Below are 23845 nucleotides of genomic sequence, written 5' to 3' on the forward strand. Positions count from 1 at the left end.
CGGGTTTCTAGGCGGGGACGATGTTGACCAGCTTCGGCGCCCGGACGATGACCTTGCGGATGCCGGCGCCGCCCAGCGCGCCGACGACGGCGGGTTCGGCCAGGGCCTGTGCCTCCAGGTCGGCGTCGCTGATGGTGGGCGGGACCTCCAGGCGCGCCTTGACCTTGCCCTTGATCTGCACGACGCAGGTCACGGTGTCGTCGACGACGTACGCCGGGTCGGCGACCGGGAAGTCCTGGTGGACCACGGAGTCCGTGTGGCCCAGCTTGCGCCACAGCTCCTCGGCGATGTGCGGGGCCAGCGGGGCGACCAGCCGGACCAGGCTGTCGGCGACCGGGCGGGCCACGGGGCGGTTCGCCTTGGTCAGGTGGTTGTTCAGCTCGGTGATCTTCGCGATGGCCGTGTTGAAGCGCATCGCGGCCATGTCCTGGGTGACCCCGTCGATGGCCTTGTGCAGGGCCCGCAGGGTGTCCTCGTCCGGCTCGGTGTCCGTGACGGTGACCTCGCCTGTCGTCTCGTCGACGATGTTGCGCCACAGCCGCTGCAGCAGCCGGAACTGGCCGACGACGGCGCGGGTGTCCCAGGGGCGGGACACGTCCAGGGGGCCCATCGCCATCTCGTACAGGCGCAGGGTGTCGGCGCCGTACTCGGCGCAGATCTCGTCGGGGGTGACGGCGTTCTTCAGGGACTTGCCCATCTTGCCCAGGACGCGGCTGACCTTCTCGCCCTGGTACCAGAAGGCGCCGTCGCGTTCCTCGACCTCGGCGGCCGGCACGGCGATGCCGCGGGCGTCGCGGTACACGTACGCCTGGATCATGCCCTGGTTGAACAGCTTGTGGAACGGCTCGACGGAGGAGACGTGCCCCAGGTCGTACAGGACCTTGGACCAGAACCGGGCGTACAGCAGGTGCAGTACGGCGTGCTCGGCGCCGCCCACGTACAGGTCGACGCCGCCGTGCGGCACGCCCTCCCGGGGGCCCATCCAGTACTGCTCGATGCCCGGGTCGACCAGCTTGTCGCTGTTGTGGGGGTCCAGGTAGCGCAGTTCGTACCAGCAGGACCCGGCCCAGTTGGGCATGGTGTTGGTCTCGCGGCGGTACTGCTTGGGGCCGTCGCCCAGGTCCAGCGTGACGTTGACCCAGTCCGTGTTGCGGGACAGCGGGGTCTCGGGCTGGGTGTCGGCGTCGTCCGGGTCGAAGGTGCGCGGGGCGTAGTCGTCGACCTCGGGCAGTTCCAGGGGCAGCATCGACTCGGGCAGCGGGTGGGCGACGCCGTCCTCGTCGTACACGATCGGGAAGGGCTCGCCCCAGTAGCGCTGGCGGCTGAACAGCCAGTCGCGCAGCCGGAAGTTGACGGTGCCCTCGCCGGCGCCGCGGGCCTCCAGCCAGTCCGCGATCTTCGCCTTGGCCTCGACGACGCCCAGCCCGTCCAGGGACACCTCGTCGCCGGTCGAGTTGACGATCACCGCGTCGTACGAGTCGAACGCGTCGTCCCAGGCGGCCGGATCGGTGCCACGGCCGTCGGTCGGCTCGACGACGCAGCGCATCGGCAGTTCGAAGGCGCGGGCGAAGGCGAAGTCGCGGGTGTCGTGGGCGGGGACGGCCATGATGGCGCCGGTGCCGTAGCCCATGAGGACGTAGTCGGCGATGAAGACGGGCACCTGCTCGCCGCTGACCGGGTTGGTGGCGTATGCACCTGTGAAGACGCCGGTCTTCTCCTTGGCGTCGGCCTGCCGTTCGACGTCGGACTTGGCGGCGGCCTGCTTGCGGTAGGCGTCGACGGCCAGCGCGGGGGTGGCGTGCCCGCCGGTCCACAGCGGCTTGGTGCCCGCCGGCCAGGCGTCGGGGACGACTGTGTCGACCAGTTCGTGCTCGGGCGCCAGCACCATGTAGGTGGCGCCGAACAGCGTGTCGGGGCGGGTGGTGAAGACCGTGATCGCCTCGTCGCCGACGGCGAAGTCGACGCGGGCGCCCTCGGAGCGGCCGATCCAGTTCCGCTGCTGCAGCTTGATGGCCTCGGGCCAGTCCAGTGCGTCCAGGTCGTCCAGCAGCCGGTCGGCGTAGGCGGTGATGCGCATGTTCCACTGGCGCAGCTTCGCCTTGAACACCGGGTAGTTGCCGCGCTCGGAGCGGCCGTCGGCGGTGACCTCCTCGTTGGCCAGGACGGTTCCCAGGCCGGGGCACCAGTTGACGGGCGCGTCGGAGGCGTACGCCAGGCGGAAGCCGCTCAGGACGTCGGCGCGCTCGGCGGCCGTCAGCTCGCTCCACGCGCGCGTGGTGCCGGGTACGGGCCGCTCACCGCTCTCGAACCGGGCGACCAGGTCGGCGATGGGCCGGGCCTTCTGCGCCTCTTCGTCGTACCAGGAGTCGAAGATCTGCAGGAAGATCCACTGGGTCCACTTGTAGTAGTCGGGGTCGATCGTGGCGAACGACCGCCGGTTGTCGTGGCCCAGGCCCAGGCGGCGCAGCTGGGTCTTCATGTTCGCGATGTTCGCCTCGGTCGAGACCCGCGGGTGGGTGCCGGTCTGCACGGCGTACTGCTCGGCGGGCAGGCCGAACGCGTCGAATCCCAGGGTGTGCAGGACGTTGTGCCCGGTCATGCGCTGGTGGCGGGCGTACACGTCGGTGGCGATGTAGCCGAGCGGGTGGCCGACGTGCAGGCCCGCACCCGACGGGTACGGGAACATGTCCATGATGAACTTCTTGGGTTTGGCCACGGCGGCCGGGTCGCCCGCCAGGTCGCCGCTCGGGTTGGGGGCGGCGTAGGTGCCCTCCGCGTCCCAGAAGTCCTGCCAGCGTGCCTCGATGTCGGCCGCCATGGCCGCCGTATAACGATGCGGGGCTGCCGTCTCGGCAGCCGAATTCGTCTCGGTCATGTCCTCTGAAGCTCCATCGATCGTCTCTGCCTGGCTGCCGCTGCCGCGCGGAATTCCCCAGCACGGCGAAATGAAAAAGCCCCTCGCACAGGAGGGGACGCCGCGCCGATTCCGACCGGGTTTCTTCACCCGTCGGCACTGATCAGCGCGGCTCGCTAAGCAGAAGGCGTACGGCACGCATGGCGTCAGGGTACCGCAGGGCCCCTCCCGGCCGCACCGGAGTACCCCGAGGGTCGGACACGCGCAGTCGCGTGACGGTCGCACTACGCGGACGGTACCGCTTACTCGGCGTATCGACGCGTTCCCGGGCAACCCCCGAGTCAGTTGTCAGCCGATCTCAACGGTAAACGCGCAAAGCTCGTACTCACTGGTATGCGTCGCCCTAGCATGCGCGAACGGGACCCCATCCGCACCATTCGGAGTCGCCCATGACCCCTCATCGCAAGATCCGTACGTCGCCCGCCGAGAAGGAGGGGCTGAGCAGGCCGGTCCAGGGCGGGTTGTACGCGGCCGCCGTGGTTCTCCTTCCCCTGTTGGCCCTCGGCGGAAGCGACGGCTTCCGCGAGTTCCTCGACTTCGGCACGGGCGTGCTGGCCCTCGTGTCGCTGACCGCGTCCGTCGCCTGGGCGATCGTCGCCACCGACCGGCTGCTCCTCACCCCCCGGCAGCGGCTCCTGGCCCAGGGCATCCACCGCGGCACCGCCGTGGCGTCCCTCGGGTTCCTGCTGCTGCACGGCACCGTGAAGGTGTCGCTCGGCCACGTCGAACTCCTCGGCGCCCTCATACCCTTCGGCCTGGGTGTCACCGGGACGGCCGGCCTCATCGGCTTCGGCTCGCTCGCCGGTCTGCTGATGGTGGTGGTCGCGGCGACCGGGGCCCTGCGCAGCACCCTGGCGGGCCGGGGCGCCATCGCGGCCCGCTGGCGGCCGCTGCACATGCTCGCGTACCCGGCGTGGTGCGCGGCGCTGATCCACGGCCTGTACGCGGGCCGCCCCGCCGCCGGCTGGGTGACGGCGCTGTACTGCCTGGCGCTGTTGGGCGTCGCCGCCGCCGTCGCCGTACGGTTCCTGCCGGCGCCGCTCCAGGAGCGGCTGGCCGACCGGGTGCTCACGTTCGTCGGCCCCGCCCCGGAGGGGGCTCAGGCGCCGGTACGGGCACGGGGGCGCGGTCGCGGCCGACGCGACCCGGCGACGGCACCGCTGCCGGGCGCCACCTCACTGGGTGCCGCTTTCCAGGCGGAAGCGCCCCGCCCGCACCCGTACGAGCCGGAGCCGGGCCGGCGGGGAGCGGCGGGTGCCTTCCAGGGCGACACGTCGCAGTTCGCGTCGGGTGCCGGCCGGTACGCGGCGGCGGGCTCGCCGGACTACGGCGCGGGAGGCGACGCGTACCGGCCCGGCGGCGAGCCGCCACTGCGCGGGGAACGCGGTCCCGGCGGCGGCATCTCGGCCGGGTACCGGGCGGTGTCCCTGGGTGGGGGTTCCGGGACCCCGGCGGCCGGCCCTCCGAACGGCTCCGTCCCCTACAGAGCCGGCGAGGACGGGGCGGGCGGATCGGGGCCGTCCGGCGTGCGTCCTGGCGTGGAGGACGTGACGCAGAGGATTCCGTTCGCCGAGCGGGTTCCCATGACGGAGGAGTTGCCCGTCGTCGAGGAGGAGCCCACGGTGCGGCCGGGGTTCTGGCCCACTCCGTCCCCGCCTGCTCCGTCGCCCGCTCCGCGCGCGTACGCCCCGCCCCCTCCCGCGGACCCGCCGGGTCCGTTCTTCCCCGGCGATGAGCACATGAGGGCTTCCGGCACGTACCAGTTCAGCGAGCCGGCCGCCGGCGAGCCGTGGACCGCACCTGCAGGAGAACGCCCGTGAACGCCCCGCTGCCCGACGTCCCCGAAGTGCGCGTCGTCGGCCTTCCCCAGCTCACCCAGGGCTTCGACCTGGTGGAGCGCCTGGACCTGTCGATGCACCTGAAGGTGCACGGCCCGCTGGAGCCGATCGCCGGGGAGCGGCTGGCGGCCCTGGCCGAGGAGATCTCCCTGCGCGGGCGGGGCGGCGCGGGCTTCCCGTTCGCGCGCAAGCTGCGCGCGGTGGCGGAGGCGGCGATCCGCCGCGGGGTGCGGCCGGTCGTCGTGGTCAACGGCAGTGAGGGGGAACCCGCCTGCCGCAAGGACACCGTGCTGCTGAACCGCGCGCCGCACCTGATCCTGGACGGGGCGCTGCTGGCCGCGGAGGCCCTGGGCGCGCGCACCCTGGTGGTGGCGGTGACCCGCAATTCGACGGAGATCTCCGTGCGGGCCGCGCTCGCCGAGCGCGGCCTGTCCGACCGGCGGGGGCAGCCGCTGCGCGCGCGGGTCGTGCGTACGCCGGAGCGGATGGTTTCCGGTGAGGCGTCGGCGGTGATCCGTGCCGTCGGAGGGGGCCCGGCGCTCCCTCCCGGCCGGCGTGAGCGGGCCTCGGAGTCCGGCGTGGGCGGGGCTCCGACGCTGCTGTCGAACGCGGAGACGTTCGCGCAGCTCGCGGTGGCCGCGCGGATCGGCCCTCACCGGTACGCGAACGCCGGTGTGGACGGCGAGCCGGGCACGGTGCTGCTGACGCTGTCCGGTGCGGTGGCCCGCCCCATGGTGGTGGAGGTGCCCACGGGGGTGCCGTTGCGGTACGTGTTGCAGTTGGCTGGTGCCCCGCCGCTGCCGCAGGGGGTGCTGACGGGCGGCTACCACGGCAACTGGATCGATGCGGCGGCCGTGCACGAGGCGGTCGTGTCGAAGGCCTCATTGGCGGCGGTGGGCGGCTCCCTGGGGGCGGGCGCGATTCTGCCGATCGGCCCGGAGACCTGCCCCCTGGGGGAGGCGCTGCGGGTCGCGAACTGGCTGGCCGCGGAGACGGCTGGCCAGTGCGGGCCGTGCCGGCTGGGGCTGCCCGCGGCGGCGGGCGGGTTGTCGGACGTGCTGAACGGCGGCGGCCCGGCCGCGCTGGAGGCGCTGCGGGAGGTCGTGGGGGCCGTGAAGGGCCGGGGGGCGTGCAAGCACCCGGACGGCTCCGCGCGCTTCTTCTCGTCGTCGCTGTCGGCGTTCACGGACGACCTGGCGGCGCATGTCCTGGACGGGGGCTGCGGGCGTCCGACGACGGGCGTGTTGCCGCTGCCCGCGCCGGGCTACGAGGAGGCCGAGGAGTCCATCCCGACGGGTGAGCGGCTGGCCGTGGACTGGACCCTGTGCCAGGGCCACGGGCTGTGCGCGGACATCGCGCCGGAGCTGATCCGCATGGGCGCCGACGGCTTCCCGGTCCTGTCCGACACGTCGGTGCCGACGCATCTGCGGGGGCGGGCGCAGCGGGCTGTGCGGCGGTGTCCGGCTCTCGCTCTGCGGCTGGAGCAGGCGGCGGGCGGCGGCAGTGCGCGGCCCGCGGAGCGTCCCGCGCTGCCCGCGGCGAGCCGTAAGGCCCTGGGACCCGGCAGGGGTTGACGGGCGATACGACAAGGAAGCGGGCCATCCGGATCGGATGGCCCGCTTCCTGCTTGTGGAGCTAAGGAGAATTGAACTCCTGACCTCTTGCATGCCATGCAAGCGCTCTACCAACTGAGCTATAGCCCCTTGCGGTGTGCCGCCCGCTTGGTTTCCCTCACTCCGGGCCCCCTCGCGGCGACACGGAGAACATTACGGGGTCCTCCGGGGAATCTCCAAATCGATTGTCCGACCACCGCGCGGCAGCGGGACGCCCGGCGGGTAGCGTCGGCTGTCGTGACCCTGACCGTGACCGCGCAGCCCCGTCCGAGGGGCGTGCCGTGGGCCGCCGCTGCGGCCTGCCTGCTCTCCTTCGCCGCCTTCTGGCTGGCCCAGCGCGCCGCCGACGTCAACCTTCTCGACCTGTCGGTCTACCGGGCCGAGGGCGAGACCGTGCTGTCCGGCGGCGACCTCTATGCCCTGCGCGTCACGTCGGCGAACCTGCCGACGACGTATCCGCCGTTCGCGGCACTGCTGTTCACGCCTCTGACGTTGGTCGGGGTGCCGGAGATGCAGGTACTGGCGACGCTGGCGAATCTGCTGCTGCTGGTGGCGCTGGCGCATCTGTCGTTGCGCCTGGTCCGGTGGGGGCCGCCGGGGCGGGGCGGCAGGGTGACCGCGTGGACCGCCCGTCCGGGGGCCGCGCTGTGGCTCGCGGCGGTCGTGGTGTGGTGCGAGCCGGTGTGGCAGACGTTCCGGTACGGGCAGATCAACCTGCTGATCGCGGTGGCCGTACTGGGGGACCTGACGCGCCGGGAGGGGAGCCGGTGGGCAGGTGTGGGCATCGGGCTCGCCACCGCGGTGAAACTGACACCCGGCCTTTTCGTGGTGTTCCTGGTCCTCGCGGGGGCGGCACGCGCGCGTAGCGGGGGCCGGGCGGAGTGGTGGAACCCGTGGCTGCGGCAGGCGGCGCGGGCGACGGGCACGTTCCTCGTGGTGACGGTGGCTTCGCATCTCGTGCTGCCGTACGACTCGCGCCGCTTCTGGACCGAGATGATCTTCGAGACGAGTCGGGTGGGCCGTACGGAGGAGACGGCGAACCAGTCACTGAGCGGTGTGGTCGCACGGCTGCTGCACACCACCGACCCAGGAGTGTGGTGGGTCGTCGCGGCGGTGCCGGTGGCCGTCCTCGGCCTGGTCGTGGCGGTGCGGGCGGCCCTGCGGGGGGACCGTCCCGTGGCGGTGGTGGCGTGTGCCACGACGGGGCTGCTGGTCAGTCCGATCTCGTGGTCGCACCACTGGGTGTGGTGCGTGCCGATGCTGGTGCTGCTCGCGGTCCGGGCCCGTCCCGTGTGGGCGGTGGCGGCATCGCTGGTGTTCGCGTCGAACGCGCTGTGGTGGGTGCCGCACGCCCCCGCTCCCGTACGACTGGAACTTCACCAGACACCGGGGCAGATGCTGCTGTCGGCGCTCTACACGCTGCTGGGCACCGGTCTGTTGGCGACGCTGGCCGTCCGCCGGCGAGGGCGGACGCCCGGGGACACGGCCGGGGCTCCTCCAGACACGGCGGGGCTTCCCGTCTCCGGCAGCGGGCCCGGCGCCGGGAGGTCCGAGGTGGGCAGCGCCGCGCCCCGGGTGGTCGCAGGCCAGCCCGAGACGGGCGAAGGCGGGTCTCAGGCGGTCGCGAAGGAGTAGAACCTCTTGAGGGTGCAGTGTTCGTCGAGGAGCCGCCCGTAGATGGGCTCCCCTTCGAGTTCCCGGTACGTCTCGATGGGGTCGCCTTTTATGATCAGCGCCCGGGCGCACTCCTCGCACCAGTACTGGTAGTCGGGGTTGACCGGGTCCATGTCACGGACGATCGGCGTCCCGCTGCCGCACCAGTCGCACTTCCTCCTGTGTGCACCCATCACTCAGCTCCAGCTGTGGCGGCGGGACGTGCACACGTGGGGCATGCCGCCGTTGGCACCGAGCATCCGGGCGACGCGCGGGGATCCGCACTCCGGGCAGTCGAGCCCGGTCTCCCGCCGGCGGGCCACGAGCGGGACAGCGGGTTCCTCGCTTCTCCTGGCGGCCATGGCGCGCACACTCCCTCCCGTCCGGTCCGTCGCCCCTCCGGCGGTCCGATTGTGCCACGACACAGTGGGGGCGGGAGTGGTGTCGACCATGCCGCGGGACCTACAGCAGAAATCCCGCCCCCTGCGGGGACGGGATTCTTGACTGTGGAGCTAAGGAGAATTGAACTCCTGACCTCTTGCATGCCATGCAAGCGCTCTACCAACTGAGCTATAGCCCCTTGTGTTCTTCGCGCTCCGCGCTGCGAACAAGAAGAACTTTAGCCTGTCCCCCGCCCGGAAGGGAAATCCGGCTCGGACGGTGCCGACGGGGCCGCCGGCGGGCGCGCGGCACGAGCGGCCGCCAGGGGTCGGCCACCCCTGGCAGCGCTCAGTCGTCGTCACCGAGGACCGGCTCGGGGAGCGTGCCGGCGTTGTGCTCCAGCAGCCGCCAGCCGCGGGCGCCCTCGCCGAGGACGGACCAGCAGCAGTTGGACAGGCCTCCCAGGCTTTCCCAGCTGCGGGGCGCCAGATCCAGCAGCCGGCCGATGGTGGTGCGGATCGTGCCGCCGTGGCTGACCACGACGAGCGTGCCGTCACCGGTCAGCTTCTCGGCGTGCTCCAACACCACGGGTGCGGCCCTGTCGGCGACCTCGGTCTCCAGCTCGCCGCCGCCGCGCCGGACCGGTTCGCCGCGCTTCCACGCCCGGTACTCGTCGCCGTGCCGTTCGAGGATCTCCTCATGGGTGAGCCCCTGCCACACCCCGGCGTACGTCTCCCGGAGCGCGGAGTCGTGGCTCACCTGAAGACCGGTGAGCGCGGCGAGCTCTGCGGCGGTCGCCGCGGCACGCCGCAGGTCCGAGGCGATGATCGCGTCGGGCTTCAGGGCGGCCAGCAGCCGGGCGGCCCGGCGGGCCTGCGCGACACCCGTCTCGGTGAGCTCGATGTCCGTACTGCCCTGGAAGCGGCGCTCAAGGTTCCACGAGGTCTGGCCGTGGCGCCAGAGGACGATACGGCGACCCCTGCCGCCCCTGTCGGCGCTCAGCTGAGCTCACCGCCGTCCGGGCCGGCGGCGTCCGCGCCGGTGAGCCGAGCGTGCTCGGCGGCCTTGCCCCGGGTGCGCACGGCGTCCTCGGGCAGCTCCAGCTCGGGGCAGTCCTTCCACAGCCGCTCCAGGGCGTAGAAGACCCGCTCCTCGCTGTGCTGCACGTGGACGACGATGTCCACGTAGTCCAGCAGCACCCAGCGGGCCTCCCGGTCGCCCTCGCGGCGGACGGGCTTGGCGCCGAGCTCCTTCAGGAGCCGCTCCTCGATCTCGTCGACGATCGACTTGACCTGGCGGTCGTTGGGCGCGGAGGCCAGGAGGAAGGCGTCGGTGATCGACAGCACGTCGCTGACGTCGTAGGCGATGATGTCGTGGGCGAGCCGGTCGGCGGCCGCCTGAGCGGCGGCGTTCACAAGCGCGATGGATCGGTCGGTGGCGGTCACAAGCAGGCTTTCGTCGTCGGTCAAGGACACCTCAAGGGTCTCATGGGGCGCCGGAGGCACCGCACACCGTGACGCTTCCGGCCACCTCGGGGCCCCCGTCCCCTATCGGCCCTTGTAGTCGCCTCCCAGGACGACGGTGACATCGGCGTTCCCGGACGCCTCGCCCTTCTTCACCGCGTCGGCGGGCAGACCGAGGGTCTTGGCGACCTCCTCGGCCATCGGCTTGCGTGCCTCGTCGAGGTAGAGGACCTCCGACGAGCCGGCCGTGTCCGCCGAGCCGTTGTCGACGACGGCGTACCCGCCGTTGACGAGGACGATGCGGGCCGATTCCGACGTGTCGGCCTTCCCGGTGGCGTTGCGGACCGCGACGCGGACCGCGGAACCCTGCTCGGTCGCCTTGACGGAGCCGCCGAGGATGTCCTGCACGACGCTGCGGCTGTCGTCCTCGCTGAGCCGCCCGTCCCCTTGGACGGGGAGCAGCGCCGTCTTGTGGTCGCCGGCCTTGGCGTACTCGGCCAGCTTGGCGAGCGACGCGCCGAGGTCCTTCTCGGGCAGGGACGGGTCGAGGATCTGCGCAAGCGACTGGATCGTCATGGTCGCGCTCTGGGGGTCGTCCGACATCTTGCGCAGGACCCCGTGGACGACCTGGCCGAACCGCTGGAGCTGCTGGGCCTCGGACTCCCCGGAGCCGCGGTGGGTGGCGTACGCGACGGCGGCACGCCCGCCGAGCGTCTGGTTCTCGCCCTTCGCGACCAGCGGCGGGTCCCCCTTCTTCTCCGCGGGGATCTCGGCGTCCGTGGTGAGGTCGATGCCGCCGACCAGCTCGACGAGGTTCTCCAGGTACGGAGTGTCCAGGCGCCACGTGCCGGTGATCTTCGTGCCGAGCAGCGTCCCGACGGCCTCGCGCGTGCCGGAGGAGCCGTCGTCCTCGACGGACTTGGCGAGCGTGGTGCTGGTCCCGTCGTCGTTGCCCACGGCCAGCGCGTTGGGCAGCAGCACGGTGGTGCCCTGCCTGGTGGTCTCGTTGTTGACCAGCAGGGCGGTGGAGGTGGCCTGGTCCTTGGTGTCGTGCAGGTGCAGCACGATCACGTCGCGCTTCTGCGGCCCGGTCGCGGTACCGCCGCCCTTGCGGTCCCCGCCCTGCAAGAGACCGGGGAGCAGGCCCGCGTTCCACAGGTAGCCGACCCCGCCGATGAGCGCGAGGGCGAGGACCACGACGAGCGCGACGACCCGGTTGCGGCCCCGGCGCTTGGCCTCCTCGCGGCGCTCGGAGCGGCTCTCGGTGAACTTCAGCCAGTCGATGACGTCCTCGGAGTCCTCGTCCGGCTCCTCGACGAAGGAGAACTGCTCCGTGCGGTAGTCGGTGGCGTCACCTGCGGCCCCGTCACCCCTCCGGCCGGGCCCGTCAGGCGCGGAGGCGGGTCTGCGCGGTTCCGGTACGGCGGCCTGCGGCGGAGCCTGGGGCCTGGGGGGCGTCTCGTGGACCTGCGGGGTCTGCTGCTGCGGCTGAGGCTCCTGGGGGTGCTGCGTCGCCGGCTGCGGGTCCTGCCAGGACTGCGTCCCGTACCCGGAGCCGTAGCCGTCGTAGCCGTAGCCCTGGCCCTGCGTGTAGGGCTGCTGCGGAGCGGCTTGGCCGTACGGGTCGTAGGAGTCGTAGGACTGGCCGTAGCCCTGCTGCGGGGCCTGGGGCGGGTACGGCTGCCCCGCGTACGGCTCGCCGTAGGGCTGCTGCGGCTCGGCGTGCTGGTACACCGGCTGCCCGTACTCGTCGTAGCCGATGATCTGCGGCTGCGGCGTGTAGTACGGGTCGTACGGGTGGTTCTGGTCGTTCACCGGTGCCCCTCTCCGTGGCTCACTCGCCGCGGTACAACTGGCGCTTCGCGATGTAGCGGACCACACCGTCCGGCACCAGATACCAGACGGGGTCGCCGTGCGCGACCCTCGCGCGGCAGTCGGAGGACGAGATGGCCAGGGCGGGCACCTCCACCAGGGACACGCCACCCTTGGGCAGCCCGTCGTCCGACAGGTCGTGGCCCGGGCGGGTGACCCCGATGAAGTGCGCCAGGGAGAACAGTTCCTCGGCGTTGCGCCAGCCCGGCATGATCTGGGACAGCGCGTCGGCGCCGGTGATGAAGAACAGGTCGGTGTCGGGGTTGAGGGCGCGCAGCTCGCGCAGCGTGTCGATCGTGTACGTCGGGCCGGCCCGGTCCACGTCGAGGCGGCTGACCGAGAACTGCGGGTTCGACGCCGTGGCGATGACCGTCATCAGGTACCGGTCCTCCGCCGGCGAGACCGTCTTGTGGGACTTCTGCCACGGCTGTCCGGTCGGCACGAACACGACCTCGTCCAGGTGGAACAAGGCGGCCACCTCGCTGGCGGCCACCAGGTGTCCGTGGTGGATCGGGTCGAACGTCCCGCCCATCACGCCGAGTCGGCGTTTGCCGGAGCTCCGCGGCACTTGCTGCTCTCCCATGCGTGCAGAGCCTAACGGCACGGTGGTGCGGCCGGTCCCGGCGCTCACCGGCTCAGCGGTCGCGGTTGAAGCGGGTGGTGACCCACAGCATCAGGAGCAGCACGAGGAGGGCGCCGCCGCCGGTGACATAGGGGTTGAGGCTGTCGTGGTTGCCGCCGTGCTCGGAGCCCTGAGCGAGGGCGACCAGGTCGGCAGCGGCGGAGTGCAGGCTGTTCATCGTCTGAAGACCTATCCATCGGGGTGGGAGCGGAGACTTCGCGCACATCGTATGCGGGGCCCGCGGGCACGCTCACGCCGACGTGGTCGTTGTGTCCGTCCGACCCTCACCCCGCCGGGGCCCCGGTACCGCAGGCGGTCTCCGCCCGACCGTTGTCCACAGGCGGTTGTCCACAGGCCCGACGGCCTGACGGCGGCAGCGCCTACGCTGGGTGTCGTACGAGACACCTCTCGCATCTCGCACGAAACAGGGGGCTTCCATGACCGAGACCGGCCACGAGGGCGTGCCGAGCCGTCGCCGCGCGCGCTTCCCCGGGATCTCCTCCCGGGCCTACGAACATCCGGCGGACCGCTCCGCCCTGGTCGCCCTGCGCAAGCTCAGCGGCTTCGACACCGTGTTCAAGGCGGTGAGCGGCCTCCTGCCCGAGCGCAGCCTGCGCCTGCTGTACCTGTCGGACTCGGTACGGGTCGGCGAGACCCAGTTCGCGCGGCTGCACGAGATGCTGCGCGACGCCTGCTACATCCTGGACCTGGAGAAGGTCCCGGCGATGTACGTCACGCAGGACCCGAAGCCCAACGCGATGTGCATCGGCCTGGACGAGCCGATCATCGTGGTCACCACGGGCCTGGTGGAACTCCTCGACGAGGAGGAGATGCGGGCGGTCGTCGGCCACGAGGCGGGCCACGCCTTGTCGGGCCACGCCGTGTACCGCACGGTGCTGCTGTTCCTCACCAACCTGGCCCTGAAGGTCGCCTGGATCCCCCTCGGCAATGTGGCGATCACGGCGATCGTCGCGGCGCTGCGGGAGTGGTTCCGCAAGTCGGAGCTGTCGGCCGACCGGGCCGGCCTGCTGGTCGGCCAGGACCTCCAGGCGTCCATGCGGGGCCTGATGAAGCTCGCCGGCGGCCACCACCTGCACGAGATGAACGTCGACGCCTTCCTGGCGCAGGCGGAGGAGTACGAGGCGGGCGGCGACCTGCGGGACTCCGTCCTCAAGATCCTCAACATGCTGCCCCGCACACACCCCTTCACCACGGTCCGGGCGGCCGAACTGAAGAAGTGGGCGGAGAGCCGCGACTACCAGCGGATCATGGACGGCCACTACGCGAAGCGCTCGGACGACAAGGACACGTCGGTGACGGACTCCGTCCGCGAGTCGGCGAGCCACTACGCGGACTCGGTGCGCAGCAGCAAGGATCCGCTGATGAAGCTGGTCGGCGACATAGCCGGCGGCGCGGGCGACCTCGGGGGCAAACTCTTCGAGAAGTTCACCGGCGGGGGCCCGTCGCGCCCCTCAGGGACCGGCAACGGCGACAGCGGCAACGGGAGCGCCGGGAACGCCTGAGGCGGGCACCGGCCCCGGGCGCCCCCGGTGGCGCCACGGCAGTCGCCCGAGCGCGGCGGCTACAGCTTCGCCGGGCATGGTGCCGCCGACACAGCCGCGCGCCTCCCGGGGACCCCGGCGTGCCTCCGCGGGGCCTCCGGTGGTCCTCACGGCGGCACGCGCGTGCGGTGACGACGGGCACGCCGGCTCAGGTAAGGAACACGGCACGGGCGTCACCGCCTGCCCGCCGCGGAACCGCCGGTGCTCCGGCGCACGGCTCATGGAGGCGTGGGCTGGGCGTCGGGGGCCAGGGCGGCACAGGCCGGTGCGGCCGAGGCCGGGGCCATCCCGTAGGGGTCGGTGGCCGGTGCGGTGGTCGAGGTCGCCCGCTGACCCGCGAGGAGAGGACTCAGGCTGCCGGACAGGTCGGCTGCACAGTCCAGCGGGCCCGCCCACAGGCTGCTGGTGACCAGCTCGGCGCGGTGGAGGCGCAGGTCCTCGCGGTCGAAGTGGAAGCGAAGCTCGCGGCGGACGGTGAACAGGGAGGCGTCCTCCGCGCCGGTGTCGGAGGACACCGGACGGAGCGCGTAGGTGAAGGTGTGCTGCGAGACCACCTCCAGTTCGTCTGCGGAGGTCTCGGTGTACCCGAGCGTCCCGTGGACCCGCACCTCCGGGTCGGCGAGCACCACGCGGTCCGGGTCGAACCGCACGAGCCAGCCTCCTACGGTGTGCCGGCCGTCCGTGGCCGGGCGGTCGAGGCTGCGGTCGAACTGCGCCAGCTGGTCGGGGTCGAGGAGCAGCCGTACCGGGCGGTCGGTGCTGCCGCTCAGAACGTCCGGGTCAAGGGACGACTGCACCAGGTAGTCCTTCGCCGTACTGAGGGCGGCAAGCACCTGGCTCTGGGTGAAGTGGGCGGTGCTCCGGGCGGGCGGCAGGGTGACGCCCGCGGCCCCGGTGCGGTGCTGGGCCGCGGGGGCGCGGGTGTACAGCTCGGCGGGGGTCCCACCCGGGACGGGACCCTGCGGGGCGAGGGCGACGACGGACATGCGGGCCGGTTGGGCCGGCTGGTCGAACGGGGGGCCGTGGGGTCCCCGGGAAGCGAGGTGCACAGCAGCAGCGAAGATCATGGCGACGACGAGGACCAGGGCGAGAGCGCCTGTGCGGGATCCGTGCCGCTGCCTCCTCGGCGGCACAGGACCGTCGTCCCGGTCACCGCCGCGGCCGTCGCCCGGTCCCTGTCCCGAACCGTCGGTCCGATGACGGACGGGGTCACCGCTCCGGCCTTCCAGGCGCTCCTGCGCGGACAGCTCCCGTAGTCGGGCAGCCCGGATGAACGACTCGTCGAAAACGACGGACCGGTACTCGTCCTCTCCACCGCCGGGGCGACCCTCGGGTGTGCCGTCGGGTGTCCCGTCGGGCGGGTCGACACTCCCTGCCATACCTTGAGGGTAGGTCCGGCGGGGCCCCCGTAAACGCTTCGACGGACGCCAACTGCGGCGGACGGCTCAGCGATTGGCCCCGCCCTGGGGAGCGGCCTTCGCATGCGGCGGGCCGGGGGCACGAGACCGCTGGGGAGCGCGGCCGCGGCCGGACCGCGCGCGGCCCCCACACAGTGGCCGGAGCCGGACCGCGGACCACGCCCGCCCCGCGGGGAGCGGGCGGAGGGTCAGGGGGCGGAGTGACGGGTGGCGGGGGGTGGGGGGGCGGGGGCGGGCCCCCGTAGTGCATCGCCGTCACCCGGCGGCAGGTCCGTCGTCGCCGGTGCGGGGATCTGCTCGTCCCGGTCGGCGGACGAGGCGCTGCGGTACACGGCGCTGAGGGCGAGGACGACCATGCCGAGGCCCATCAGCAGGGCCACGATCCATGCGACGGGCCGGTACCAGCGGCCGCCCGGCCGGTAGGGGCGCAGGGCGCCGCCGTAGGGGCCGTACGGGTCGTGGGTGCGGGCGGAGCCGTACGGGTCGTCGCCGTGGCCGCCGGGGTGCCCGGCAGGGGCGTACGGGTCGTGGAGGCCGTGCGGGGCGCTGTCCTGGGCGGTGCGCCTGCCGCGTGCCTGGGCGGCGGCGACGAGCCTCTCGACGGCGGTGGGTTCGTGGAACCGGGCCGCACGGACGAAGTCCTCGTCGAACACCACGGAGGCGAAGTCCTCGTCGGCGCCTCCGCGGTCGTCGTCGGGCTCCCAGCCGTCCGGGAACGGCCTGCCCCCCACGTCGTCCGGCACACGCTCAGCGTAGACCCGTGAGGGGGCTTTGGGAAGGGAGAGCGGAAAGCTTCCCCGCCCGCCGGCCCGGCAGCCCCGGGGTGGCGTCGCCCCCGGGGCCCTGTTGGTTACCGGGTGTGACCGTCGCCGGTGACGATGTACTTCGTCGACGTGAGCTCCGGAAGGCCCATGGGCCCGCGGGCGTGGAGCTTCTGGGTGGAGATGCCGATCTCGGCGCCGAAGCCGAATTCGCCACCGTCCGTGAACCTGGTCGACGCGTTCACGGCGACCGTGGTGGAGTCCACCAACTGGGTGAAGCGGCGGGCGGCGGCCTGGGACGTGGTGACGATCGCCTCGGTGTGGCCGGAGGTCCAGAGCCGGATGTGGGCGACGGCGGCGTCCAGGGAGTCGACGACGGCCGCGGCGATGTCGTGCGAGAGGTACTCGGTCTCCCAGTCCTCCGGGGTGGCCGGGACGACCTCGGCCTTCGAGCCGTCGGCGTAGGCCGCGACCCGTTCGTCGCCGTGGACGGTGACGCCGGCCTCGGCGAGTGCGTCCAGGGCGCGCGGCAGGAATTCCGCGGCGATGTCCTGGTGGACGAGGAGGGTCTCGGCTGCGTTGCAGACGCTGACGCGCTGCGCCTTGGAGTTGATCAGGATGTCGACGGCCATGTCGAGGTCGGCGGCGGCGTCGACGTAGACGTGGCAGTTTCCGGTGCCGGTCTCGATGACCGGGACGGTGGACTCCTCCACGACGGTGCGGATCAGGGAGGCGCCGCCGCGGGGGATGAGGACGTCGACGAGGCCGCGGGCGCGCATCAGCTCGCGCACCGAGTCGCGGGACTCCCCCGGCACGAGCTGCACGGCGTCGGCGGGGAGCCCCGCGCCGCCGACGGCGTCGCGCAGTACCCGCACGAGTGCGGTGTTGGAGGCGTACGCGGAGGAGGAGCCGCGCAGCAGGACGGCGTTGCCGGCCTTCAGGCACAGGGCGGCGGCGTCCACCGTCACGTTCGGTCGGGCTTCGTAGATGATGCCGACGACGCCGAGCGGGACGCGGACCTGGCGCAGGTCGAGCCCGTTGGGGAGGGTGGAGCCGCGGACGACCTCGCCGACGGGGTCGGGCAGCGCGGCGACGTGGCGGACGTCGGCGGCGATGGCCCGGACCCGCTCGGGGGTGAGGGTCAGCCGGTCGATGACCGATTCGCTGGTGCCGGCCTCCCGGGCCTTCGTCACGTCCTCGGCGTTGGCCTGCACGATTTCGGCGGTGCGGACCTCCAGGGCGTCGGCCATGGCGAGCAGCGCGTCGTCCTTGGGGGCGCGCGGCAGCGGTGCGATCTCCGCGGCGGCGGCCCGGGCGCGGTAGGCGGCCTGGGTGACCGGTGACATGTCGTCGTACGGGTTGAGCGGGAGGGAGGCGGAGTGCGAGGTCATATTCGCAGGGTAATGCGCTCGCGGGGCGGGCTCCCTCCCCTGTCCTGCCCTGTCCCGATCCGCGAGACGGCCGGGGCGGGTTTCCCCGGCGCCGGTGCGAGGCGGTCGGGGGGCCGGCGGCGGTGGTCGGTCGAGGCGGCCGGTGGGGGCGCTCAGTAGGGGTGGACGCCGACCGGGGAGGCCGGGGGTGGGCCGTAGCCCTCGGCGACGCGCTGGTGGTAGGTCTCGCGGTCGATGACCTCCAGCCCGACGATCTCCCACGGCGGCAGGTTGGCGCTGTGCCGGTGCTCGCCCCAGAGCCGGAGCGCCACGGCGGCGGCGTCGTGGAGGTCGCGGGCCTCCTCCCAGTAGCGGATTTCGGCGTGGTCGGCGGCGTATCTGCTGGTCAGCAGGAAGGGGTGGTCGTGGGCGAGCTGTTCGAGGGCGCGCCGGACATCGTTCAGGGGGGCCTCTTCGCCGGACACGCTGAGCGTGATGTGCCACAGCCGGGACACGGGCCGGTCGGGTGCGGCGGCTGCGGCTTCCTGGGCGCCTCGTGGGCCCCGTGCGCCGCCGGTGTCCCTGACGTACGGGGTCGGCGCGGTGTTCCGGGCGTCGTCCGCGCCGGTGACCGTGCGGTGCCCGGCTTCGTCGAAATCCGCCCCCGCCTCGACACTCGTCAAGGCACGTTCGGTCGTCCCGCGGGGCCCGGCCCCAGGGCGCGCTCGTCTCACCGGCGGCCTCCTGTTGATGTGTTGTCTTGCCGTCACCCCGCCTTACCCCCCGGACAAAGTTGACCAGTCCCGGGCGGGGCGTGGGGCGGTTTTGGTGAAGGTCCCGGCCGGTTGACGCTACTTTCAGCCGTTCCAGGGGTGCAGGACGACCAGATCGTCCCTGTGTACGACTTCTCTCTCGTATGCCGGACCCAGTTCCTTCGCCAGGTCTCGGGTGGAACGTCCCAGCAGCTGCGGGAGCTCCTTCGCGTCGAAGTTGACCAGTCCGCGGGCGACGAGCCGGCCGTCGGTGTCGCGCAGTTCGATGGGGTCGCCGGCGCCGAAGTCGCCGTCCACGGCGGCGATGCCGGCGGGCAGCAGCGACTTCCTGCCGTGCACGACGGCTCGTACCGCGCCGTCGTCGAGGGTCAGGGAGCCCTGCGGTGCGGAGGCGTGGGCGAGCCACAGCAGCCGGCCCGCGGAGCGGCGTCCGGTGGCGTGGAAGTACGTGCCGGTGTCCCGTCCCGCGAGGGCGTCGGCGGCCCGGCTGGCGGAGGTGAGGACCACGGGGATGCCCGCCTCGGCGGCGATCCGTGACGCCTCCACCTTGGTGACCATGCCGCCGGTGCCGACGCCCGCCTTGCCTGCCGAGCCGATCTCGACGCCTGCGAGGTCCTCCGGCCCGCGCACCTCCTCGATGCGGGAGGTGCCGGGGCGGCTGGGGTCGCCGTCGTAGAGGCCGTCGACGTCGGAGAGCAGGACGAGCAGGTCGGCGCGGACCAGGTGGGCGACGAGTGCGGCGAGCCGGTCGTTGTCGCCGAACCGGATCTCGTCCGTGGCCACGGTGTCGTTCTCGTTGACGATGGGGAAGGCGCCCATGGTCAGCAGCTGGTCGAGGGTGCGGTAGGCGTTGCGGTAGTGGGCGCGGCGGCTCATGTCGTCGCTGGTGAGGAGGACCTGGCCGACGCGTACGCCGTAGCGGGCGAAGGAGGCGGTGTACCGGGCGACGAGGAGGCCCTGGCCGACGCTGGCGGCGGCCTGCTGCCGGGCGAGGTCGTGGGGGCGGCGGGTGAGCCCGAGCGGTGCCAGTCCGGCGGCGATGGCGCCGGAGGAGACGAGGACGATCTCGCGGGCCGGTCCCTCGGTGGGGCTGCCGCCGCGTACCTTCGCGAGGACGTCGACGAGTGCGTCGACCCGGTCGGCGTCGAGCCCTCCCGATGCGGTGGTCAGCGAGGACGAGCCGACCTTGACGACGATTCTGCGGGCTTCCGTCACCTGCTGCCTTGCCACTGTCACGGGGGTGAATCTACGCGAGGCACGATGATCGATGGCGCCGCATCCCACCGACTGGACTGCCGGATGGACAGGGCGTGGGGCCAGGGGTCGGCTGCCGGGCAGCGGCAGGAGCGTTGCGTCGGGGTCGCCCCGCCGCCGGGCGTGCGCCGCCCGGCGGCGGGGCGTGCGGTGAGGGGCGCCCGGCGGTGGGGCGTGCGGTGGCGGGCCGCTTCGTGGCGGCGGTGGGGGGCCCGTCGTGGGACCCGTGTCGACCGCGCACCGCACGGCCCGAGAGGCTCACCGTCGCGGTTCAGCGGACCGCGCGGGCCGGCGGGCTGCGGGGCTGTCGGCGGGCTCCGCCGGTCCTGGGGGCCGGCGGAGCTCCTGGTCAGGCGACCGGTGTGGTTTCTGCGTCGTCGGCCGCGGCCTTGGCTGCCTGCTCCATCTCCGCGTCGGCCTCGGGGTCTCCGCTGCCGTTCTTCCGGGCCTTCACGCGCTCGCCGGAGGGGCCGGGGACGTCCACGCCGCCCTCGGGGGACACCGAGGCGGCGCCGTCCTCGCGGTCGAGTTCGCCGAGCGGCTGGCCCGCGAGGCGCTGGGCGACGCGCTGGTTGCGGGCTTCCGCCCTGGCGGCCAGGTCGCGTACGGCGGCGTTGAACCGTTCCGTGGAGGTGGGTTCGTCGGGGCCGAGCAGGTAGCACTTGAGGTCGCGCCGGTCCCGGGCCAGCGTGTCGGCGGCGGGGTCGGCCACGGCGGCCAGGAGCGCGTCGATCTCGGCGGCGCCGTTGCTCAGGATGACCGCTGCGCGGACCGCGGTGTTCTGCTGCTTGAACTCCTCCACGCCGACCTCGGCGGAGTCGGTGACGGCGTACGGCTTGCCGCTCGCGATGAAGTCGGAGACCACGCTGGAGATGTCGGAGACCAGCGCGTCGGCTTCGTTGAAGCAGTCGTAGAGCCGCGGTTCCGCGCCGGTGATGACCTTGTGCTCCCACCAGCCGAAGGAGCGCCAGTAGGCGTCGTTCCATGCGGCGCGCAGCCGCTTGGTCTCGGCGAGGCGCTGCGGGTCGGCGAGGGAGGTGCGCGAGGTCTCGGCCTCGTCGGCGCCGGGGCGGCCGTGGCGGGCGAGGGTGGCGAGGCGGGCCTCGATGCGTGCCAGCTCGGCTCGGGCGGCGGCCTGGCCGGCCTGCGCTGCGGCGGCCTCCTTCGCCCAGCGCGGGTCGGCGGCGCGGCGGGCCGAGGCGGCCGCGATCATGGCCTTGACGCGGGCGTCGGCGGCCTTCGCCTTCTTGTTGACGAGGCCGGTGAACGGGTGGGGCTTGTACAGGACGCGGACGGGGCTGTCGGCTTCCAGCAGCCGGCGGACGATGTTCTCGCCGGCCAGGAGGAGCGAGGTGTTGCCGGGGTTGCCGTCCCAGCCCTCCCAGGTGGGGGCGTAGAGGATGGTCGGGATGGGGTTCTTCGGCGTGCCCGTCCACGGCTGGATCGGGGCGAGCTGGGGGCGGCCGACCTCGACGATGTCCTCGTCGCGGATCCCGACGTCGGCGAGGGCGTAGCGGTCGCGGCCGGCGCGGCCGGCGGTCCACACCTCGTCGTACACCTTGGAGAACGGGTTGACGCTGGCGAGTTTGTCGCTGTCGCCGTGGCCGATGAAGACGTGCTTCATGGTGGGGACGCGCAGCAGGTGGATGTTCTTGCCGACGTTCGCCGGGTAGAGCGCCACGCGGATGGACGGCAGGTCCATGGCCATGAGGTGTTGGGCGCCCGGCACGCACAGGACGGGTACGCAGGTGTCGCCGAGCTGCTCCACGAGGTTGCGTTCCCGCATGACGATGACGGGGCGGCCGTCGATCTGTTCCAGGGTCTCCAGCCACATGTTGACCTGGTAGGCGGAGTCGGCGGAGCCGGAGAAGTAGAGCGCGACGGTGGGCTGGTACTCGCGCAGCCACGTGTCGACGGCTTTGAAGACGGCGCCTGCGCCGGGCGCGCGGCGCCCGCGCCGCAGGTACGGCACGAGGAGCAGGGTGTAGAGGGCGGCGAGGCCCAGGGTGGCGGCGACACCGGCGTAGGCGGCGACCGCCCGGCCGGTGACGGCCGCGGTGATGACGCCGGCGACGGCGGGGACGTCGAGGTACAGCATCTTCTCGGCGGCGCGGTGCACGAGTGCCCGGGGCGGCGCGTCGGCGATGCGCACGGCGTGCAGGTCGACGTTGCGGGTGACGACCGGCATGGTGCGGCGCCGCAGGATCAGGTGGGTGAGGGCGCCGTGCGGGGCCTGCGCCGCGTAGAAGAGCAGGAATCCGCCGGCCGCGGCGTAGAAGACCGGCTCCTCGGCCAGGCCCTCGCGGGCCAGGAGGAGGATCAGCAGGAGCTGGCGCAGCAGGAAGCGGAGGGAGGTGCCGAGGTGTACGCGGCCGAGGAGTCTCGTCAGGCGGCTGCGCTTCTGGTGGAGGTACCAGTCGGCGAGGTACGTCACGGCGCCGGCCGCCGCGAACAGCCAGGGGTTCGGGAGCAGCGCGGCGAGCAGGACGCACGGGAAGCCGACTCCGAGGAGGAGTACGGCTGCGGCCAGCTCTGCCCCACTGCCCACGCGGGCCAGGCGAATGGCGGTTGAGATCACGTAGAACCTGCTCCAGATCCAAGAGGGATGCCGGTGTTTTTCACAAGGCGTCGGTTCCGTGAAGGTGGGGCTTCACTGCTCGGGCCCCCGGTCGGCCGTCGAATTCGGCTGTGACGCGGGGGCCCGGGAATTCACGACTCGCGAGTATTACACATCTTCCTGTCGGTCAAGGACCGCGGCCAGGGCCTGCTCGAAGCCCGAGGCGGCGCTGGCGCCGGCGGTGGGGTCCTGCTGCCGTACGTCGATGACGTGGCCGGTCAGTTCGGAGAGGAGCACGTCGAGGGAGGTGCGGGCGACGGCTTCCGAGGACAGCAGGGTGCCGGCGGGTTCCTGCCCGAAAGCCCTGGTCCGCATGGGGGTCGCGGTGCGCTCCGGGTTGACGCAATTGACGCGGATACCGTCGCCGGCCCATTCGTCGGCGAGGGCCTGGGTGAGATTGACCATGGCGGCTTTGGTGGACGAATACAGGCTGTACTCGGCGCGGCCGCGGGTGTAGCTGGAGGAGGTGTAGAGCAGCAGCTGTCCCTTGCTCTCCACCAGGTACTTGTAGGAGGCGCGGGCGATGTGTACCGGCGCCAGGTAATTGACGTTGAGGGCTTCCTGGATGGTGGTGCCGTCGGTCTCGGCGAGTTTGCCGATGCGCAGGACGCCGGCGGTGTTGATGACGTAATCGACGCGGCCCGTTTCCGCGTACGCCTTCGCCAGGGCGTCCTCGATGTGCTGGGGGTTCTCGACGTGGGTGCCGGTGGTGGAGCGGCCGAGGGCGTACACGGACGCGCCGTACTGCTCGGCGAGGCGGGCGATGTCGGCGCCGATCCCGTAGGAGCCGCCGAAGACGACGACGGTCCTGCCGGTGAGCTGCTCGCGGTAGGCCTCCTCGCCGGCCTGGGCGGGGGCGGCGGTGGAGGCGAGCTGGAAGAGTTTGTCGGCGATGAAGACGTCGACGGGCTGTGTCACCTTCATGTTGTACTCGTCGCCCGGCACGACGTGGATCGGCACGTCCGGCAGGTACTTGAGGACGACGGAGCAGTCGTCGGTGGCCTGGAAGTGGGGGTCGCCCGCGGCGACTTCGTACGCCCTGCGGATGGTGGACAGCTTGAACGCCTGCGGGGTCTGGCCGCGGCGGAGCCGGGAGCGGTCGGGGACGTCGGTGATGAACTCGCCGTCCTCGCCGTGGGTGCGGGTCACGATGATGGTGTCGGCGGAGGGGATGGCGACGTCCACGGCCTGGTAGCGCTCCAGGGCGTCGACGCAGTCCTTGATGACGCGCTGGGAGAGCAGGGGGCGCACGGCGTCGTGGAAGAGGACGTTGAGGTCCTCGCCGTCGGCCAGGCCCTCGCCGAGGGCGGCGATGGCACGCTCGGTGGTCTCGTTGCGGGTGGCTCCGCCTTCGATGACCTTGGTGACCTTGGTGAGCCCCGCCTTGGCGATGATCTTCTCGATGTCGCCGACGAAGCCGGGGGCCATCAGCACGATCACGTCGTCGACGGACTCGGCCTGCTCGAAGATCGTCAGGGTGTGCTCGATGACGGCCTTGCCCGCGATCTTCAGGAGCTGCTTGGGGATCGCGAGGCCCACCCGCTGACCGGTGCCCCCGGCGAGCACGACTGCGGTGGTGCGGGTCTTGGCTTCATGCGGCACGGACACGGAGACGACCTACCTTGGTATCGCTGGGGGAACGGGCTGATAGTCGCACTCTCCGTGACCGCCGTGCAAGGCGGGCGGCAGCCACGGACAACCCGGTGGACACGGACTGTTCACGAAACGACCAGG

Annotated in this window: 19 protein-coding genes and 2 tRNA genes; 4 read left to right on the forward strand and 17 right to left on the reverse strand. The window is 72.4% G+C overall.

All coding sequences use genetic code 11. The features are described 5' to 3' along the window. Positions 1 to 7: 7 nt before the first annotated feature. Positions 8 to 2875 carry a leucine--tRNA ligase gene (gene leuS, locus BJP40_RS29940; protein WP_071283825.1) on the reverse strand — a complete coding sequence of 956 codons (2868 nt, stop codon included), beginning with the start codon at positions 2873 to 2875 and terminating at the stop codon, positions 8 to 10. A gap of 428 nt (positions 2876 to 3303) precedes the next feature. Here leuS and BJP40_RS29945 point away from each other — a divergent pair, with 428 nt between their 5' ends. Continuing rightward, positions 3304 to 4734, forward strand: coding sequence for a hypothetical protein (locus BJP40_RS29945; protein ID WP_071283828.1), 1431 nt, complete (start codon positions 3304 to 3306; stop codon positions 4732 to 4734). Next, on the forward strand, positions 4731 to 6326 hold the full coding sequence (locus BJP40_RS29950) for an NADH-quinone oxidoreductase subunit NuoF family protein (RefSeq protein ID WP_071283830.1): 1596 nt from the start codon (positions 4731 to 4733) through the stop codon (positions 6324 to 6326). The genes BJP40_RS29945 and BJP40_RS29950 overlap by 4 nt, the downstream gene beginning before the upstream one ends. 56 nt (positions 6327 to 6382) lie before the next feature. Here the strand turns inward: BJP40_RS29950 and BJP40_RS29955 are convergent. Continuing rightward, positions 6383 to 6455: transfer RNA gene (locus BJP40_RS29955), tRNA-Ala, on the reverse strand. A gap of 153 nt (positions 6456 to 6608) precedes the next feature. Between BJP40_RS29955 and BJP40_RS29960 the strand changes: the two genes are divergently transcribed. Next, positions 6609 to 8000, forward strand: coding sequence for a glycosyltransferase 87 family protein (locus tag BJP40_RS29960; protein WP_371258716.1), 1392 nt, complete (start codon positions 6609 to 6611; stop codon positions 7998 to 8000). Here BJP40_RS29960 and BJP40_RS29965 read toward each other — a convergent pair. The 8 genes from BJP40_RS29965 to BJP40_RS34755 all read right to left on the reverse strand — a co-directional run bounded on the left by BJP40_RS29965 (position 7979) and on the right by BJP40_RS34755 (position 12534). After that, entirely contained in the window at positions 7979 to 8212 is a 234-nt protein-coding gene (locus BJP40_RS29965) for a hypothetical protein (protein WP_030494108.1), read from the reverse strand. The two genes, BJP40_RS29960 and BJP40_RS29965, sit on opposite strands and share 22 nt — an antisense overlap. Before the next feature lie 3 nt (positions 8213 to 8215). Further along, on the reverse strand, positions 8216 to 8380 hold the full coding sequence (locus tag BJP40_RS34750) for a hypothetical protein (protein WP_177204510.1): 165 nt from the start codon (positions 8378 to 8380) through the stop codon (positions 8216 to 8218). Positions 8381 to 8525: 145 nt separating this feature from the next. After that, positions 8526 to 8598 (reverse strand) — tRNA-Ala (locus tag BJP40_RS29970). A gap of 149 nt (positions 8599 to 8747) precedes the next feature. Continuing rightward, positions 8748 to 9401, reverse strand: coding sequence for a histidine phosphatase family protein (locus BJP40_RS29975; protein ID WP_071283835.1), 654 nt, complete (start codon positions 9399 to 9401; stop codon positions 8748 to 8750). After that, positions 9398 to 9844 (reverse strand): ribosome silencing factor, encoded by a 447-nt coding sequence (rsfS, locus tag BJP40_RS29980; RefSeq protein WP_071267347.1) that lies wholly within the window; start codon positions 9842 to 9844, stop codon positions 9398 to 9400. The genes BJP40_RS29975 and rsfS overlap by 4 nt, the downstream gene beginning before the upstream one ends. A 102-nt stretch (positions 9845 to 9946) precedes the next feature. Then, complete coding sequence (locus tag BJP40_RS29985) at positions 9947 to 11677, reverse strand: LCP family protein (RefSeq protein ID WP_071283838.1); 1731 nt, start codon at positions 11675 to 11677, stop codon at positions 9947 to 9949. A gap of 19 nt (positions 11678 to 11696) precedes the next feature. Next, positions 11697 to 12317, reverse strand: a complete 621-nt coding sequence (gene nadD, locus BJP40_RS29990; protein ID WP_071267339.1) for a nicotinate-nucleotide adenylyltransferase — start codon at positions 12315 to 12317, stop codon at positions 11697 to 11699. Between the two features lie 52 nt (positions 12318 to 12369). Then, positions 12370 to 12534, reverse strand: a complete 165-nt coding sequence (locus BJP40_RS34755) for a hypothetical protein (RefSeq protein ID WP_175499874.1) — start codon at positions 12532 to 12534, stop codon at positions 12370 to 12372. A 259-nt stretch (positions 12535 to 12793) separates the two neighbouring features. Between BJP40_RS34755 and BJP40_RS29995 the strand changes: the two genes are divergently transcribed. Then, on the forward strand, positions 12794 to 13879 hold the full coding sequence (locus BJP40_RS29995; RefSeq protein WP_071267337.1) for a M48 family metallopeptidase: 1086 nt from the start codon (positions 12794 to 12796) through the stop codon (positions 13877 to 13879). A 257-nt stretch (positions 13880 to 14136) separates the two neighbouring features. Here the strand turns inward: BJP40_RS29995 and BJP40_RS30000 are convergent, their stop codons facing one another. From BJP40_RS30000 to BJP40_RS30030, 7 genes are all read right to left on the reverse strand, one after another. Then, positions 14137 to 15297 (reverse strand): hypothetical protein, encoded by a 1161-nt coding sequence (locus BJP40_RS30000; RefSeq protein ID WP_071283840.1) that lies wholly within the window; start codon positions 15295 to 15297, stop codon positions 14137 to 14139. A 227-nt stretch (positions 15298 to 15524) separates the two neighbouring features. Next, the gene (locus BJP40_RS30005; protein WP_071283842.1) at positions 15525 to 16079 is read right to left on the reverse strand and encodes a hypothetical protein; all 555 of its coding nucleotides are present in this window, start codon (positions 16077 to 16079) and stop codon (positions 15525 to 15527) included. Positions 16080 to 16186: 107 nt separating this feature from the next. Further along, positions 16187 to 17488, reverse strand: a complete 1302-nt coding sequence (locus tag BJP40_RS30010; protein WP_071283844.1) for a glutamate-5-semialdehyde dehydrogenase — start codon at positions 17486 to 17488, stop codon at positions 16187 to 16189. 152 nt (positions 17489 to 17640) lie between these two features. Next, on the reverse strand, positions 17641 to 18201 hold the full coding sequence (locus BJP40_RS30015) for a hypothetical protein (RefSeq protein WP_071283847.1): 561 nt from the start codon (positions 18199 to 18201) through the stop codon (positions 17641 to 17643). Between the two features lie 123 nt (positions 18202 to 18324). After that, positions 18325 to 19476, reverse strand: a complete 1152-nt coding sequence (proB, locus tag BJP40_RS30020; protein WP_079171574.1) for a glutamate 5-kinase — start codon at positions 19474 to 19476, stop codon at positions 18325 to 18327. Positions 19477 to 19843: 367 nt separating this feature from the next. Continuing rightward, positions 19844 to 22072: a hypothetical protein gene (locus tag BJP40_RS30025; protein ID WP_071283852.1), complete on the reverse strand. Its 2229-nt coding sequence runs from the start codon at positions 22070 to 22072 to the stop codon at positions 19844 to 19846. 147 nt (positions 22073 to 22219) lie between these two features. Beyond that, the gene (locus tag BJP40_RS30030) at positions 22220 to 23719 is read right to left on the reverse strand and encodes a bifunctional cytidylyltransferase/SDR family oxidoreductase (RefSeq protein WP_071283855.1); all 1500 of its coding nucleotides are present in this window, start codon (positions 23717 to 23719) and stop codon (positions 22220 to 22222) included. Positions 23720 to 23845 lie beyond the last annotated feature (126 nt).

This window comes from Streptomyces sp. CC53 (genome assembly GCF_001865245.1).
GTDB lineage: Bacteria > Actinomycetota > Actinomycetes > Streptomycetales > Streptomycetaceae > Streptomyces.